Source organism: Lutimonas vermicola, assembly GCF_038433205.1.
Lineage (GTDB): Bacteria > Bacteroidota > Bacteroidia > Flavobacteriales > Flavobacteriaceae > Lutimonas > Lutimonas vermicola.
The window spans coordinates 847229-863333 of sequence record NZ_JBCDNA010000001.1; the positions used below are offsets into that span (position 1 = coordinate 847229).

The 16105-nt window shown below is 32.5% G+C and carries 14 protein-coding genes; all 14 read right to left on the bottom strand.

From position 1 onward, the window contains the following. The 14 genes from AABB81_RS03835 to AABB81_RS03900 all read right to left on the bottom strand — a co-directional run bounded on the left by AABB81_RS03835 (position 1) and on the right by AABB81_RS03900 (position 15824). Positions 1-1128, bottom strand: a complete 1128-nt coding sequence (locus AABB81_RS03835) for a DegT/DnrJ/EryC1/StrS family aminotransferase (RefSeq protein ID WP_342158743.1) — start codon at positions 1126-1128, stop codon at positions 1-3. Between the two features lie 25 nt (positions 1129-1153). Beyond that, positions 1154-1750 carry an acetyltransferase gene (locus tag AABB81_RS03840; RefSeq protein WP_342158745.1) on the bottom strand — a complete coding sequence of 199 codons (597 nt, stop codon included), beginning with the start codon at positions 1748-1750 and terminating at the stop codon, positions 1154-1156. Between the two features lie 26 nt (positions 1751-1776). Continuing rightward, positions 1777-2382, bottom strand: coding sequence for a sugar transferase (locus AABB81_RS03845; RefSeq protein ID WP_342158746.1), 606 nt, complete (start codon positions 2380-2382; stop codon positions 1777-1779). Next, entirely contained in the window at positions 2375-3628 is a 1254-nt protein-coding gene (locus AABB81_RS03850) for a glycosyltransferase family 4 protein (protein WP_342158748.1), read from the bottom strand. Before AABB81_RS03850 ends, AABB81_RS03845 begins: the two co-directional genes overlap by 8 nt. Next, entirely contained in the window at positions 3625-5427 is a 1803-nt protein-coding gene (locus AABB81_RS03855; RefSeq protein ID WP_342158749.1) for a heparinase II/III domain-containing protein, read from the bottom strand. The genes AABB81_RS03850 and AABB81_RS03855 overlap by 4 nt, the downstream gene beginning before the upstream one ends. Before the next feature lie 119 nt (positions 5428-5546). Next, positions 5547-7661: a bi-domain-containing oxidoreductase gene (locus AABB81_RS03860; RefSeq protein ID WP_342158751.1), complete on the bottom strand. Its 2115-nt coding sequence runs from the start codon at positions 7659-7661 to the stop codon at positions 5547-5549. 3 nt (positions 7662-7664) lie between these two features. Beyond that, positions 7665-8135, bottom strand: coding sequence for an acyltransferase (locus AABB81_RS03865; RefSeq protein ID WP_342158752.1), 471 nt, complete (start codon positions 8133-8135; stop codon positions 7665-7667). Beyond that, the gene (locus AABB81_RS03870) at positions 8119-9255 is read right to left on the bottom strand and encodes a glycosyltransferase family 4 protein (RefSeq protein WP_342158753.1); all 1137 of its coding nucleotides are present in this window, start codon (positions 9253-9255) and stop codon (positions 8119-8121) included. Before AABB81_RS03870 ends, AABB81_RS03865 begins: the two co-directional genes overlap by 17 nt. A 71-nt stretch (positions 9256-9326) precedes the next feature. Next, positions 9327-10568, bottom strand: coding sequence for a glycosyltransferase family 4 protein (locus AABB81_RS03875; protein ID WP_342158754.1), 1242 nt, complete (start codon positions 10566-10568; stop codon positions 9327-9329). Next, positions 10555-11679, bottom strand: a complete 1125-nt coding sequence (locus tag AABB81_RS03880) for an O-antigen ligase family protein (protein ID WP_342158756.1) — start codon at positions 11677-11679, stop codon at positions 10555-10557. Before AABB81_RS03880 ends, AABB81_RS03875 begins: the two co-directional genes overlap by 14 nt. Positions 11680-11836: 157 nt before the next feature. Next, entirely contained in the window at positions 11837-12784 is a 948-nt protein-coding gene (locus AABB81_RS03885; RefSeq protein ID WP_342158757.1) for a glycosyltransferase family 2 protein, read from the bottom strand. A 12-nt stretch (positions 12785-12796) separates the two neighbouring features. Further along, positions 12797-13735: a sulfotransferase family protein gene (locus AABB81_RS03890; RefSeq protein ID WP_342158758.1), complete on the bottom strand. Its 939-nt coding sequence runs from the start codon at positions 13733-13735 to the stop codon at positions 12797-12799. A gap of 26 nt (positions 13736-13761) precedes the next feature. Next, positions 13762-14604: a glycosyltransferase gene (locus AABB81_RS03895; protein ID WP_342158759.1), complete on the bottom strand. Its 843-nt coding sequence runs from the start codon at positions 14602-14604 to the stop codon at positions 13762-13764. A gap of 47 nt (positions 14605-14651) precedes the next feature. Then, entirely contained in the window at positions 14652-15824 is a 1173-nt protein-coding gene (locus tag AABB81_RS03900; RefSeq protein ID WP_342158761.1) for a glycosyltransferase family 4 protein, read from the bottom strand. Positions 15825-16105 lie beyond the last annotated feature (281 nt).

Here is a 16105-nt window from a genome sequence, read left to right on the forward strand (position 1 = left end):
TTAAAACTTAAGCCTTAAAACTTCCTTTATCTCCTCCACCACCCTAGCCAAATCCTTCTCACTCAAATTCGACCCACTAGGCAAACAGAGTCCTCTTTGAAATAAATCTTCAGAAGTACCATCAACATAGGAAGGAAATCCCTCAAATACAGGTTGTAAATGCATGGGTTTCCACAAGGGGCGCGACTCTATGTTTTCTTTGTCAAGGGCCAGCCTGATTCTTTCTCTCGTCTCGTAACTGTCGGTAAGAATAGTCGTCAGCCATCGATTGGCAAAAAAGCCTTCAGGTTCTTCTACAAATGAAATATTCGAAAATTCAGCTAGTTCATTTTTATAGAATTCAAAATTCTGTCGTCTTGCTGCTACCCTGTCATCCAACACTTCCATCTGCCCTCTTCCGATTCCGGCAACGATATTACTCATTCTGTAATTATAGCCAATTTGAGAATGCTGGTAGTGTGGTGCATCATCACGTGCCTGAGTGGCCAAAAAAGTAGCTTGTTTGCAAAAGTCAGGGTTATTGGAAACCAGCGCCCCTCCTCCTGAAGTGGTAATGATCTTGTTCCCGTTAAAAGAGAATACGCCCAGTTCGCCAAAAGTACCCATGGCCTTACCATAATATTTGGCTCCAATGGCTTCTGCCGCATCTTCAATGACCGGGATTTTATACTGTGAAGCAATCGCCATGATTTCATCCATTTTTGACGGCATGCCATATAAATGAACCAAAATAATGGCTTTTGGTTTTTTACCTTTGGATATCCTGTCTTTGATCGCCGTTTCCAACAAGGCAGGACTCATGTTCCAGGTATCTTTTTCTGAGTCTATCAGAATGGGGATGGCGTTTTGGTAGCGTATTGGATTTACCGTAGCGGAAAAAGTAAAGGAGGAAACCAGGACTTCATCACCAGATTGAACATCCAGCATGATTAGTCCTAAATGGATTGCAGCGGTTCCGGAAATTAACGCCGAACATGCAGCTACTCCTGTATATTTACAGATATCTGCCTCAAGCCCATTGACATTGGGCCCCAAAGGAGCAACCCAATTCGTATCAAAGGCTTCTTTTACGTATTTTTGTTCTTCTCCTGTAAGATGGGGAGAGGAAAGCCAGATTTTTTGATTCATGAACATTAAATATTAAGGACTAAAATTAATTATTTGATTTTATGATTCTCCCTGGGTTTCCAACAACGGTGGCACCATCAGGAATATCCGAAATCACAACGGCTCCGGCACCAATAGTGCACCATTTACCGATCTTTAAATTTGGAATGACTACAGCTCCGGCCCCTATTTGAGTTCCTTCACCTAATTCAATACCTCCACAAAGAGTAGCATTAGGAGAAATATGTACAAAGTCTTTCAATGTACAATCATGATCCACTGTAGCCGATGTATTGATAATACAATGCTTACCGATTATTGATGATGCGTTAATAATCACCCCGGCCATGACCACCGAACCTACATCAATAACAGATGTTTTATCAACAACCGCATTGGGATGAATTGCATTCCCATAAAAAAAGTCATTTCTATCCACCATTTTCTTTCTTGTCCTGTTGTCTCCTACTGAAATAATAAAGGTTTCATTTGTACTCCTTTGATCATCCAACTGTGAAACCCGATGACCATTTAACGATGTGATGTTTTTATTGTCATCCAAAATTGCTGTTACCTCAACCTTATTGGCCTGACAAATATCGAGTATTACTTTAGCGTGCCCGCTTGCTCCGTATAAAATCATGTGATGAACTAAATTAAAATCATTGGTCAATCATTTCCCTTAAATGCTTCCATCGTGGCCTGACCTTTGGCACTGATCCCTTCTGATTTAAATACTTTAAAGATGGTCATAAAAATAATCTTCAAATCTAAGAAAAATGACAAATTATCAACGTACCATATATCATAGTCAAATTTTTTTTTCCAGGATATTGTGTTTCTCCCATTTACCTGGGCCCAGCCTGTGATTCCTGGCCTCACCTCATGCCTTCTTTTCTGATGCTGATCATACAAAGGTAGGTATTGTATCAATAAGGGCCTTGGGCCGATCAGGCTCATGTCACCTTTAATTACATTCAATAATTGAGGAATTTCATCTAAAGAAGTTTTTCTAACAAAATGTCCAACTTTAGTCAGTCTCTGATCATCAGGTAATAAAGTTCCATTCGCATCCATTTGATCTGTCATGGTTTTAAACTTGATGATCTTAAAAATCTTTTCGCTTTTTCCAGGTCTTGATTGAAAGAAAAAAGGTTTACCATGGTTTGCAAAGAACAATAGAATGGTTACTATCAGGAATATTGGGCTAAGAACAAGAAATCCTATAAGGGACAGTATTAAGTCTATAATTCTTTTAAGGTTATTCTTATACATTATTCTTATCGAATATTTCTTGAATATTTTCTACATATTGCTTCGCCAACAAGGTGCGATCAAAGTGCTTTCTTGCATAGTGATAACCGTTTTCTCCTAAGGAGGCCAGTTCTGATTTATTTGCTATGGCCTCCTTAATCCCTCTTACAATATCATCTGTGTTTTCAGGTTCCACATAAATACCGCAATTTGCCTTTTCCACCAATGCTCTTGAGACGCCGTCGATAGCCAATAATACCGGCTTTTTACATGACATATAATCAAAAGTCTTGTTAGAGTAAATGGTTTTAAATGTATCTACTTTTTTCAAGACAGAAGCGCCCATATCTGAAGCCAAGATGTACTTGAAAACTTCCTCCTTTGGAACAGGATCAACAAACCTGACGTTCTGTAAGTTTCTTGAATCAGCATCTGCAACCAATTGCTCCTTCTGCATACCCGAGCCGATCAATTGTATGAGCACATTGGTATCTTTTAATCTCTCAGCTGCATCCAGTAATTGAACCAAATGATTCGCTACCCCATGGGCCCCTACATAGGTGATAACAAATTTGTTTTCAAGCTGATGATCTTTCCTGAATGTAATAGTATCAAAGCTATCAACTAATTTCTTTGCAAGCGAGAAATCTGCAGCATTTGGTATAAAAATCACCTTATCTTTTGGTACCCCTTTTTCTTTGATCAATTTATCCCTGAAAGCGGGTGTTAAGACGTTGATCAAGCTGGCTTTTTTGTATATAAAACTTTCAAACCAATAGGCAAATTTTATAATGGTTTTATTCTGTAATACGCCTGTGTCAATTGCAGATTCCGGCCATAGGTCCCTAATTTCAAAAACAAAAGGCAATTTTTTGAACATAGATAGCATATAGGCCGTGATCCCTACAAATAAGGGAGGTGACGTAACAATAATAACATCATATTTCTTATGAACCTTAAACAGCCCAGCCCAGATACTTGAAAAAACAAAAGAGAAATAAGCCCATAATCTCCCCAAAAAATTGATATTATATGCCTCTGAAACATGACAACGAATTACATTCACATGATCATAAAAATTCAAATCCTTATAAAAATACTTTCCTTTATACTTATCCGGTTTTAAGCCTGAACTATAATGAACCATCCCTGCTAAAACAGTGACTTCATGCCCTTGTTCAGCCCAAACCTGTGTCATTTCATTAAAGCGAGAGCCGCCCCCATCTCCTTTTTCTAAAAAGTATTGATGTATCAATAATATTCTCATTCGCTTATATGAATAACAGTGTTAATTTTTGATGCTTTAGTCTCAAAAGTAAAACGAATGGACTTTTCCTTTATTCCATAATAATGTGAAACCCATTTTTCTTCGATCAAAGGCTCCAAAACCAGGCCCCCGTCTGATTTGGCGATTATATTTATTTTATCCTGACATGCAGGATTGACATGCCAATATTGATACAGAGAAACATTATCTATATTATTAATGGAATCATTTATGGTCCATTCCAGTTTATCCTTATTTTTAGAAATCACTCTTTGATGGCGAATATCTTTACCCAACTCTTTAAATCCGGTTATTTCACCTTTGAAAATAAATTTTCCGCTTGATTTTTTGAGAATGCCTTTTGCTCTATTGATCCAATTGTGCCAGATAAACCTGCTGCCTTTCAACATTTGATCCTTATTGGCAACACTAATTGTATTATGGCCCTCGACACCCATAAAATAACCGGTAAGTTCGCTAGTAGTATTGTATTTGTATGTTCCCGTATCCCATACATAATTGATTCCCTTAACCCAAATATCCAAATGGAGGTTGTCCGATTGGGCCGGCCTGTCTTTATAGGCCCCGCATCGAATCATGGTTTTAGATTTTTCTTCATTTATCAAATAATACCCTGCGGTATCAAATGATTCTATCTCTTTTATTTTAAGTGATACATTTTCGGCAGAATTAATCCCATACCAATAATAACTTTCTGTTTCATAAGCAACTTCATTGTTTAAAACGGCTCTTAAATCATCCAGCTGAGGCCTGTAATCACGGTAGTCAGCCTCCGTTAATTTAAAAAATAAGGCCCCGTCATTGGAGCCATAATTTGGTAAAAATCCATTTTCTGTATTCAAACAGGTATCTAAAAAATGTAAAGACTTTATAGCCTTATCTTTGACCAAATCATTAAAAGCATCTTTATGAATTTCTGACAGTCTGATTCCCCAGGTTAAAAGCTGAACAACCACTCTGTGGTAATTCATTGAATATTGCAAATAGGTCCCATCCTCATAAATTTGATAGGAGATTTCCTCTTCAAACCATTTTTTTCCTTCTTTGCTCCACTTCTGGGTCTCAGGTATAAATGGAAATAACTTATTTGATACATACAACATTAACGTTTCAGTGAGAGCATGATTATTTCTCACCGCTATTCTTGAAAAATTAATGTTTTTATACACATGGTCCAATTGCCAATAAATGGAATTCATTATTTTTTCAAACCTCTGCTTTGTCAAGGAACTTGAATTCTTGTAAAAATATAGCGCAAAGGTCCAGTTTAAAATTCTCAGGCTAATCTCCTGAGAACATTTATAATTCGGGCCCTGATTAATTGGGTTCTTGTCAATAAAACTTTCTATCTGACCAAAAACAAATTCGGCATTGTCTTTTTCAAAATGGTAATCATACCTGATGATATCATATAAAAAAGAAAACCTGGCCTTTTCCCAAACGTATTTGATGTCACCTGCTTCACCGGAAAGATCCTGAACCTGAGAAAAATGTTGAGAAATGTCATATTGATAGCCCGTTTCCGGATTGGTAATCCAATCATAATCTTTACCCAGCTCGAATTTTAATTGGCTAAAAAAAGTAAATGTTCCGTTTAAAATTTCGTCATATGCTTGCTTGAGCCTGAGAGGTTTTACCTTAGGCAGCATTATTTCAGACCTGTCTGCAAAGAAAAACAGAGGTGTTTGCTCCTTCCAATTATCAAGAGAGGTGAAATATTTAAAATCCGGATTTACAGAAAACTGCTTTTTTATGATCCCAAGTTTTGATTTAATCATAAACATGGCTCGAAACAGCACATAGCGCGAGCCCATGTTTTTTGTAAGATTAAGAAACTTTTGAAAATTATTCAACGAAAGTATTACTTATATTCTGGCTTTTTCAGGTATGAAATATACTAGACCTCTACCCAACTGTTTGATTTCAAGCTTTCAATTGCTGCAAAACTTGCTTTGGTTACATTGATAAGCTCTTCATAGGGAATCAAGCTTATTCCCTTTCCCGAATTTGCCGAAGAAACCAATCGACCAAATTGATTTTTATGTCCCTTATCCAGTTTTGTTTTCAATTTAGAAAATCCTTTAAAACCATATCCTGTAGTTTTGATAAAGTTGTCCATCACCAAAGTGCGGTCCTGGGAATATACTTCCAAACGTTCTTTGGAATAAGATTTAGCTCCATTTGAAAAATAATTGATAACACCAGTAGATCCATTCTCAAGTTTAACTAGTATAGAAGCATTATCTGTATTTTCTTTAGGGTTTACATCCATTGCATTCATACATACAGCCTTGATCCTGCTTCCTGTAAGAAAAACTATCAAATCCATATAATGACAGGCCTCGCCAATAATCCTGCCTCCACCAACGACCATATCATGTACCCAAACATTAGATGGAATGGATCCGGCATTCATGGTAGCAATGATATTCATTTGTGAACTTCCCAACAAATCTTTCATTTTTTCTATATGAGGAGAAAAGCGACGATTAAAACCAACCATCAAACTTCCTTTACTTTTCTCATAAGCAGTTTCAATAGTACTTAGCTCTTCCAAATTCAAGGATAGGGGTTTCTCAACAAAAACATGCTTGTTGTGTTGAAGTGCCTCGATAACCATAGAAGCGTGAAGGTTATGGCGCGTTGTGATCATGACCAAATCCAGCTTTTCATCTTTTAGAACTTCGTTATAGTCAGTACTACTTTTTGCAATACCGTGTTTTTGAGCGAGTGCAGTTCCATTTACTCCACCCGAAGAAACTATATACTTAAGATGAGCATCTGTATTTTTCAGCGCCGGTAACATAGTCATTTTTGTAAAATTTCCGGCTCCTATAATTGCTATGTTTCCTGTTGATACAGCTAATTTCTTATCGTCTACGATGATAGAATGATCAGGTTTATTGTCTTCTTTATATTTTAAAATAGAGGCAATGGATTTTGAGGAGCCTATGTCACCATAAATTTGTTGGTAGTTTTCTAGATCCACTATTTCAGTGATCAGATCTTGTACTTGTATTTTTTGACTAGCAATAGCATTTAAAACCGTCTCAAAATTTCGTTTTTCGGTCCACCTCACAAAAGCTAAAGGATAATCCCTTCCTTTTTGCTCATAATCATCATCATATCTACCCGGGCCATAAGAACAGGAAACCTGAAAGCTCAATTCCCTTTCATAAAACTCGGCCCTCGATATATTTAAGCCGACAACACCAACCAATACGATTCTGCCTCTTTTGCGGCTCATATTTGCCGCATCAGAAATAATTGCATTGCTCTTTGCCGAGGCAGTTATGATGACAGCATCTGCCCCAACTCCATTTGTCTGATTTACAACATATTTAACCGGGTCGTTCCCTTTTGAAGGATTAAACGCTAAAATTCCCTTTTCTTTTGCCAAATTAATTTTGGTATCATCAAGGTCATATCCTATTACTTTGCAACCGTTGGCTACAAGCATCTGAGCAGTAAGTAACCCAATCAAGCCCAATCCAATTACCACAACGGTTTCCCCAAAAGTAGGATTGACCAATCTAATTCCTTGTAATCCAATGGATCCAATAACTGTAAATACGGCTTCTTCATCGGAAACGTTTTCGGGAATATGCGCAACTAAATTTTGAGGGATGCAAACAAATTCGGCGTGTTGTCCGTTTGAAGCAACACGATCTCCAATTTTAAAATCTATCACTCCTTCTCCAACTTCAATAACTTTTCCAACATTGCAGTAACCCAATGGTAATGGCTGCTCCAGTTTGTTAAATACTGTTTCAAGAGTAGGCATCAATCCCTCTGCCTTGATCTTATCCAATACCATTTTAACCTTATCTGGTTGTTGGCGCGCCTTGGTAATCAAATTGGCCTTACCAAATTCAACCAGCATACGTTCTGTGCCCAAAGAGACTAAAGATCTGGTGGTTTGGATTAATACTTCTCCTTTTTTTACAACTGGTGTCGGCAGCTCTGCTAATTCGGTTTTACCAGTTTTAAAGGATTGGAGGATTTGTTTCATTCTTTATAATTTTCTTTTGCGAATCTCTATTGCAGGATTGCCACCAACAATAGTGTTTTTTGAAATATCTTTTGTCACAACTGATCCAGCTGCAATTACAGATCCTTCACCGATTTTTACTCCTTGTAATACAATTGCACCATGGCCAATCCATACGTTATTCTCAACAATTGTAGTCTTGAATACATCTTTACCAGATTTATTAAAAGTTGTCGTTACATTGTCAAACTTATGATCTCCTCCCACAAATGACACGAAAGATGCCAACATAACATCATCTCCGATAATCAAATTAGAAGCTAAATGACAATAATTTCCCATAAAAAAGGAATCACCTATCACAATGTTATTTTTCCTAGAGACAGTGCAACCTCTTCCACATTTAAAATTAGACCCCACTTTAAATTTATCATTGAATGGGGTCAATAATTGTAATTTTAAAAAATGAAATGATCTTTTAACTAAGGATAGCATTTTTAATATTTTTGATATAATTGTCCGTATTATAATTTCTAAGAATCAATTTTTTTGATTCAAGCCCAAAACTTTTACTCATTTCTTTGTTATTATAAAATTTTATAATGTATTCTGCTAAGGAATTTGGATTTAACTCTTCATCTATTATCCCATTTTTCACTGTAACTAAATCAACTTCGCTACCGTCCCCAATTGAACAAATAACAGGCAGCCCATAACACATAGCTTCAGATACTGCTAATCCACCAAGGCCAGGTAACACAAAAATGTCACTAGAACTAAAAAATATATAGCTATCATTAACCCTATTTCCCAAAAACTCAACATTATCTAATTCTAATTGCTTTGATAAATTTTTCAAGTCATTTGAATATGTGCCATCCCCAACAATTAATAAACCAATATTTAATGCAGAATCTTCAATAATTTTTTGTGCATACAATAGTTTAGCAATATCCTTTTCCTTTGTTAAGGCACCAACAAAAAGTACTACAAAATCATAATCATTGTGATATTTATCATAATTATTTGATAAATCGTTACTATCCAGAAACCTTAATATTCTATCAGTATCTACCACATTAACTGCTACAAATATTTTTTCTGATTTTACACCTATACTTTCAAAATACTCCAGCCCTCTTGAGCTATAAGAAATAATAGAATCTGAATGTCTTTCAATAAATTGAATCAAGTAATCTATTTTTGACCTTTTGTTATCATACTTCCTGTTTTTTAATTTTCCTAAACTCCACCAAATAAACTTTTTATTAAATAATTTGGCATAAATAAATCCTTGAATGGAGTTGAACAAGTTTGATGCACCTTCCGAAATAATTACATCAGGATTCTCAATTATGAGTTGAAAAAACAGTAAAGGACTTATTGGCATCAAAATCTGTCCATTACTAGATTTTAAATTTAGGCGAAAAGAAGGAAGTTTCTTTAAATTAAATTTTTGCGCATCTTTTGTGGAAATCAACTTTGTTCCTGGATAATCTGGACCATGCCAAACAGAGACAGAAATATTCGGATCATTGTTGAGTTTTTCAAAAATAGGAGCCCTCCATTGTTGGATTACTCTATATAAAACAAGTACCTTCTTTTCCTTGATCATAATATTTTAAACTAAACCATCTTATTTAAAAAATGAAATATATGATAATTTGATTCGATTGTCTAAACTTGTTATTTACTAAGTTGAAACAAAATAAACATTTTTAATGAAAGATATAATTCTTTCAAACGCTCCTTAAATAATAATGATTTAAAAATAAACCTATGCCATCTAAAAAATAAATTAAATTTCCTAAAAGATTTATTTTCAAAAATAAGAGGTTTAGAAAACACTCTTTCCATTTTTTCAATCCATACCTTTGCAGATAACTTTGACTCATATAATATTTTGCTGTTTGTATAAATATCATAATAGTCCTCATGATTGCAAATTATATCTTCTATTAAATTAAAATAATAATCTTCCTTATTCTCGGGTAAAATAAAACCATTTATTCCATGATCAATTAACTCTGAAGATGCATGTTTTGAATCTGAAACAATTGGAATAACAGTTCCAGAAATTGCCTCCATCAAGGAAATTGGACAGCCCTCCTTTAGTGAAGGTAAAAGAAATATATTCGATTTTTTTATGATGCTTATTGCTTTTTCTCTTTCAATCTTTTTTGTAAAAATGATTCGATCATCTGGCTCAATCATATCCTGTATAAATTTGCGCCCAAATATTTCTCCTCCAGGTAATTGAGTATTTCCTAACCAATAAAATTCAAATGATAATAATGATTTTTGTAATTGCCTGACCAATTTAAAAACCAATAATGGGTTTTTGTGTAAACTTGCTCCTCCTGGATAAGTAATAATCAGGGGTTTATTCGCTTCTTTATTTTTCAACATTAAATTACTAAAAATGTTTTCATCCTCATAAAAATTATATATTACTTCAATAAGGCCACTTTTATTAATTTGATAAAACTTCTTTAAAAAAATCTTTCCCTGTTCAGATAGCGCTATTATTGAATTATAATGACGCCAATTATAACCTGCAGTAATTCCTAATTGTCCATCAACAAAATGACTTATTGATATTTTAATTGTTTTATAATTAATGAAAGGAATCATCAATGAGAGTATTCTAGAATTACTGTTAATGATTATATCAGGTTCTATTTTATTAATAATTTCTAAAAATAATTTTGCATTATTATATGAAAGATCTCTGGAGGGCAAACAATAATGTCTTGTCATTAATGGCCCTAATTCCTCATTAACAATATCAGATGAGACAACATAAATACTGAATTTCTTTTTAAATAATCTACAAAAATCTACAGCATATGAAGATATTCCTCCTCCCTCCAAATTTATTGTAGAAGTTGCTAACAAAATCTTTTTCTTAGGATTAAGTATTTCCATAGTTTTTTCTTGGCAAATGAACGATTATCATAAAGAATATCATTCCATAAGTTGTTAAATAAAAAACATAAAAATTATTATATAAAATGAAAATTGAAAAAAAAAGAATATTGAGTTTTAAAATATTTTTATTCTTGCTGTATATATTTTTAAAGTAGACTCGTAATGAATTTAAAAAAGGTGTTATTAATAAAATTAAAAGGATTATTAATCCGATAATTCCTAAATTCGCTGCAGCTTCCGTAAAAGAATTATGTGAAAAACTTCCTTTGTGAAAACTATAAAGTGCATATTGACCAGGTCCAACTCCGGTAAAAGCATTATTTTGAAATACATTAAATGCATCTTTAATTAGATCTTGTCTTGAATCACCATATTGAACTGCTTCATCTACACGATACTTTAAATATGAATTTTTATAAAACTCAAATAATTTTGTTAATGCAACAAGTGTCAATCCAACGGTGACTGTTACTTTCAACAATGGGTTTATTTTGTAACCATCAAAAATAAAAACCCAATAAATCACTCCAGTCAGTGAAGTAAATAACAACCCAGAACGCGACGATGTCAAAAATGAAACATAAATCCCTAAACCAATAGTAATGAAAGAAAGAATAACCAAAATGGGTTTTCTTTTTATTTCGATTAAATAAAACAAAGCCATGTTCGCAAAAAACGAGAAATATGAATAAGCATTGGCATTAAGATCAAAACGTCCTCTGTAAATATATTCACCGGAAGATATATCAATATCATAATTTCCAGTCATGAGAAAATAAACAATTATGTAATATGATATAATAAATGCCCATAAGAAAGATGTAATATAATCATAACTTTTATTGGATAAAATTTCTATTGTAATCAAAATACTTAAATAGACGCCCAATATCTTTAACAATGTTTTTATTGCCATTTCAAAATCTACTGGCAAAATAATAATTAGAAATGCAGACCAGATAATTAATAAGCTAAAAATGATCGAATAAAAATTTGTTAATGAATAACTTTTAAATCTATTAGTATATAAAGCATAAATAAAAGTAATAGGCATTAAACCATATGTAACCAAACTCTGGTAATCAAAAATTTCGCTTAATCCGGCCAATGATAGAATTATAGAAAAAATTAGTACCTTTAAAATGACAACGCTTGACTTACTCAATTAATTAAATATTAAAAAAATGTTTGTTTTTTAAGAGTCATAAAAAAAATAAATTTTCTTATTTCAATAAAATTGTTTCTACCACTGGACAAATATTATTTTATAAAGGATTCCTTGGGTATATTAATTTTCTCAAATAAAGTCTAATTTCACTTAAATGTTTAAATGGAAGAAAAGAAATTACCAACCATTGGGCAAATAATAAATTATTTGAAAAAACTCTTCTAAATTGAAGTATATTTTTTCTTACTTCACTGTTCTTATTCAATCTCAAATGCCTTTTACATTCTTGAACTAGTTTTGCTTCTACATATTTTTTCAACTTAAAATTATTTGGTTGAAATTGAATATTAAAAACCAATTTCTCAATAAATTCTTTATTAAAATCAATCAAATCAGACATTACTCTTTGTTCCGCCTCTCTACGATAAATCGCAGTAGGAACTGAACAAAACACCAATTTGTGATCAAGACACAATCGAAACCACATTTCTAAATCAGGACCAAATTTTAAATTTTCATCAAATAGATTATTAAAATCGAGTACTTCTTTTCTAATACATGCAGTATTGGAAGTAACGAAAGATCTATTTTTACAAATCACATAATAATCATTGACAATAAATGAATCTGTAGAAATTGGGAAAGCAGATTTTAATTCTTCTTTCAATTTAAAGGAATCATATGAATTCGTGGCAAAAAAATTGAATGTGGGGAACTCCTCAATAAGATCTCTCAAAATTTTCAAATGATTCTCCAAATACTCATCATCTCCATCTAAAAAACAAACAAACTCACCCTTCGCCTTTTTAATGCCTGCATTTCTTGCACTTGATTCACCTCCATTGTCTTTATCAATTACAACAATTTTTTCCGAACATATAGATCGTACCACATCCAAACTCTTATCAATTGAGCCATCATTGACAACAATTAATTCAAAATTCTGAAAGGATTGATTGAGTACGCTATCAATCGCTCTTTTAATATATTTTTCCTTGTTATACAGAGGAATAATTACAGAGAATTTTGGTGACATTGAATTCATTACAGAAAAATATTAATTATCCAATACTGACAATACTTGAGATGAAGAAATCCTGGGTCTTGACTCCATATTATAAATACGATCCAAATTGAACTTTTTTAAAATCAACAAAGCCTTTAATTTCTGATCATTTGTAAGTGACTTTTGCCAGGAATCAATATTATTACCACCTGTCCTAACTTTACTATTAGCTCTTGTTACTTCTGAAGGTTTTTGAATCTTTCTAAGTACTTTATTTGAAATTTTCAGATCCAAATAATGAAATAGACTAGTAGCCACCACTTCAGAATTTTCATACATATCTTCATAAAAAATAACAATAGCATCATCTTTTGACAATTGTTTTAAAGGTACCATATTTTCAATACACCACATGATCATTTGGCGTTCGAAAGGATCTTGATTAGTTTCTATAAAATTCAAATAATCTTTTAAATAATCTTCAACTAATTCTGTTTGATTTAAAAAATCAGTAACATGATCTTGCCAGCCCAGTTTCATTCTCGAATTGACTACTGCACAAGGATGACGCATCAAATAAATAATTTTGATTTCAGGGAAACACTCTTTGATCCATTTAAGCATCAAATTGGTTCTTATATCTTTAATTAGTCTTTTTTTTGGTAAAAATTTCTTATTGAACTTGTCTACCCATTTGTTCCTGACTTTTCCATTTAATATCAATCCGGTTGGTTTGGTGAATTTATCTTCTTTATTATTTGGTCTTAAAAAGAGGCGATTCGACCAATCTTTTATCAAAATAGTTTTTTGATTATGGAATGGCTCAAACATGACGCGATAATCATTATTACCATTCAATATATTCTGAACCCATGTAGTTCCACTTCTGGCTGAACCTGCTAAAAATACAGTACTTGAAAGCTCAGCACGATCGAAATGCAACTGACCCCATGACTCTTTAAATACTTTTATAAATTTTCTTGCAATCAATTTATATGAAATTATGCTCTTCTCAATTATTTGGATAAAAATGGAAAATAACAAAGAACTAAATATTTATATCGGATCCGCCAAAACCTTAAAGGTACCATGTAAACAAATTGTCTAAGAGATATTCTTCTTTTTCTTAAAAGCATTAAAAGATACAATTGATAACGTCTCTGTTTTTCTGTCATAATTCCTTTGTGCTTCAAATAAAAGGAATAGGCCCCAAGAAACCTTCTTGGAGAAGTTGTAATACGACCCATTTCATGCTCCATATGAATTATCGATAATGGCTCTTGTATGCAAATCCCATTTCCGAATACTTTCACAATTCGAAGCCAGAAATCATAATCTTGATATGCAGTCAAAGACTCATCAAAACCTCCTATTTGCAAAGCATAAAATCTTAATGTCAGCATTTGATTTCCACCGCCTAAAGGATAATAATATAAAAGATCCTCAAGCTTAACAATCCTTTTGGGAATAATTGCTTTTTTTCTATCTATTTTTTGCTCAAAATACCCTGTGGCCACCATTGAATAATCTGCCTTGAAATTCTTCAACATAACTTCAATTTTATCTGGTAACATTTCATCGTCATCATCGAGGAATGTCACAAACTTTCCTGTTGCATTAAGGATGCCAAGGTTTCTAGAAGAAGGAGCCCCTTTAGGAATTGCATTTCTATAGTATCTTAATCGAGGTTCTTCTTTTATCAAATTAACCATGAATTCATCAGTTCCATCACTTGAAGCATCATTTACAACAATTATTTCAAGGCAATTATATGATTGAGCTAATAACGATTCGATTGCTCGTGTTAGCAGATTCTTTCTATTATGTGTTGGAATGATAATGCTTACCTTTTCAATCATATATTATTAAATAATAGTATCGAACCTGCTTTGTCAAAATTAATTTACTACACATTAATAACTTTTTCATTAAATAAGGAATAGTATTTCTCTGTTATTATTTTAGTTTTAAAAGATCTAATTTTTTCTAATGACAATTTAGTCATTCGACAAAATTTTTCGCAGTCAATACTATTTAAAACTTCTAACAATTCCAATTTATTTGGGTTTATAAAAAGCGCTTCCTTAGAACTAAAATATCCATCTGCACCGGTTCCTTTGGATCCAATAATTAGTAGATTCCTAGCGGCTGCCTCAAAATACACTCTTCCAAAAGTTTCTCTTTCACTTAAAAGAATAAAAATATCATTTTTGTCAAGAACTGATCTGACATCATCTTGATTTAAAAAACCGTGAAAATGAACATATGATGCCAGACCATATTCATTGACCAAATATTTCAACCTCTCTTCCTCTGGTCCTTCTCCAATAATATCAAAATTAAAACTATTATTTTCATTTTTTAATGAATTAAGGGCATCAAGGATAATGTCAATGTTTTTTAAGGATAGAAGTCGCGCCACAGTTACGATTCTAAGTTTCGACGGTAACACTTTTTTTTCAACAACATCTTTAAACCAAAAATCATCCAATCCATGAGGAATAAGGCTAATTTCATGGTGTTTTTTAACATTACCATGCATTGAATAGCTTGGTGTCGAAAGGTTTTGAGCATTTTCGAGGATTTTTGTTACCCATTTTTTTTCATATACATAACTATAAACTCCTCTTAATGTAATTATATAAGGTGTCCCATACTTTTTATATAGTTTATATGCATAAAAACCATCTGTGATATTATGCGCATGAATTATATCAGGTTTATAATCTTTATATAGATTGTATAAATCCTTTTGATGAAATACGAACTGAATTCTAAAAGCCCACATACTCTTTTCCAAGCTAGAGTATAATCCTTTTAAAGGAATAAATGACCTGAAAAACCGAATCTTAATATTATATTTCTCGTCGGTATATGCCTTATTAGTAACTATCTGATAATTACGACGAACTCCTGTTGTTAAATCTGAAAGAAATTTAGGAATATAAAAGCATGGATATACAAAAATTGATTCAATATTATATGCAGATTTTAAATCGGAATAAATCTTTAACGTAATATCATTTTCTGAAACCAACCCTTTGATTGGTAGGAATTTACATATGTTTAAAACTTTCATTCAATTTAAAATTTATTCTATTATTAAACCAAATTAACAAGGTTTTACATAATTTTCAATGCGTATCAATTTTACTAGTTTTAGCATTAGAATATTCATTTGCCAAAAATAAAGTATTTATTAATTTTAATTTTATACGGTTCACAATTAATAAGCTTTCTAATTCAACTTCTTTAAATAAATCTTAAAAGAGAGTTTATAATCTAAACGTAATCCATCTTAGGAAAAAATATTTATATATAATACTTGAATCACAAATACTAATTTTGAATTTTAAAAAT

Excerpts from the sequence above, each read along its gene's own strand:
- AABB81_RS03860 (WP_342158751.1), bottom strand. The coding sequence starts at position 7,661 with ATGAAACAAATCCTCCAATCCTTTAAAACTGGTAAAACCGAATTAGCA.
- AABB81_RS03845 (WP_342158746.1), bottom strand. The coding sequence starts at position 2,382 with ATGTATAAGAATAACCTTAAAAGAATTATAGACTTAATACTGTCCCTT.
- AABB81_RS03865 (WP_342158752.1), bottom strand. The coding sequence starts at position 8,135 with ATGCTATCCTTAGTTAAAAGATCATTTCATTTTTTAAAATTACAATTA.
- AABB81_RS03835 (WP_342158743.1), bottom strand. The coding sequence starts at position 1,128 with ATGAATCAAAAAATCTGGCTTTCCTCTCCCCATCTTACAGGAGAAGAA.
- AABB81_RS03840 (WP_342158745.1), bottom strand. The coding sequence starts at position 1,750 with ATGATTTTATACGGAGCAAGCGGGCACGCTAAAGTAATACTCGATATT.
- AABB81_RS03875 (WP_342158754.1), bottom strand. The coding sequence starts at position 10,568 with ATGGAAATACTTAATCCTAAGAAAAAGATTTTGTTAGCAACTTCTACA.
- AABB81_RS03895 (WP_342158759.1), bottom strand. The coding sequence starts at position 14,604 with ATGATTGAAAAGGTAAGCATTATCATTCCAACACATAATAGAAAGAAT.
- AABB81_RS03885 (WP_342158757.1), bottom strand. The coding sequence starts at position 12,784 with ATGAATTCAATGTCACCAAAATTCTCTGTAATTATTCCTCTGTATAAC.
- AABB81_RS03855 (WP_342158749.1), bottom strand. The coding sequence starts at position 5,427 with ATGATTAAATCAAAACTTGGGATCATAAAAAAGCAGTTTTCTGTAAAT.
- AABB81_RS03850 (WP_342158748.1), bottom strand. The coding sequence starts at position 3,628 with ATGAGAATATTATTGATACATCAATACTTTTTAGAAAAAGGAGATGGG.
- AABB81_RS03900 (WP_342158761.1), bottom strand. The coding sequence starts at position 15,824 with ATGAAAGTTTTAAACATATGTAAATTCCTACCAATCAAAGGGTTGGTT.
- AABB81_RS03870 (WP_342158753.1), bottom strand. The coding sequence starts at position 9,255 with ATGATCAAGGAAAAGAAGGTACTTGTTTTATATAGAGTAATCCAACAA.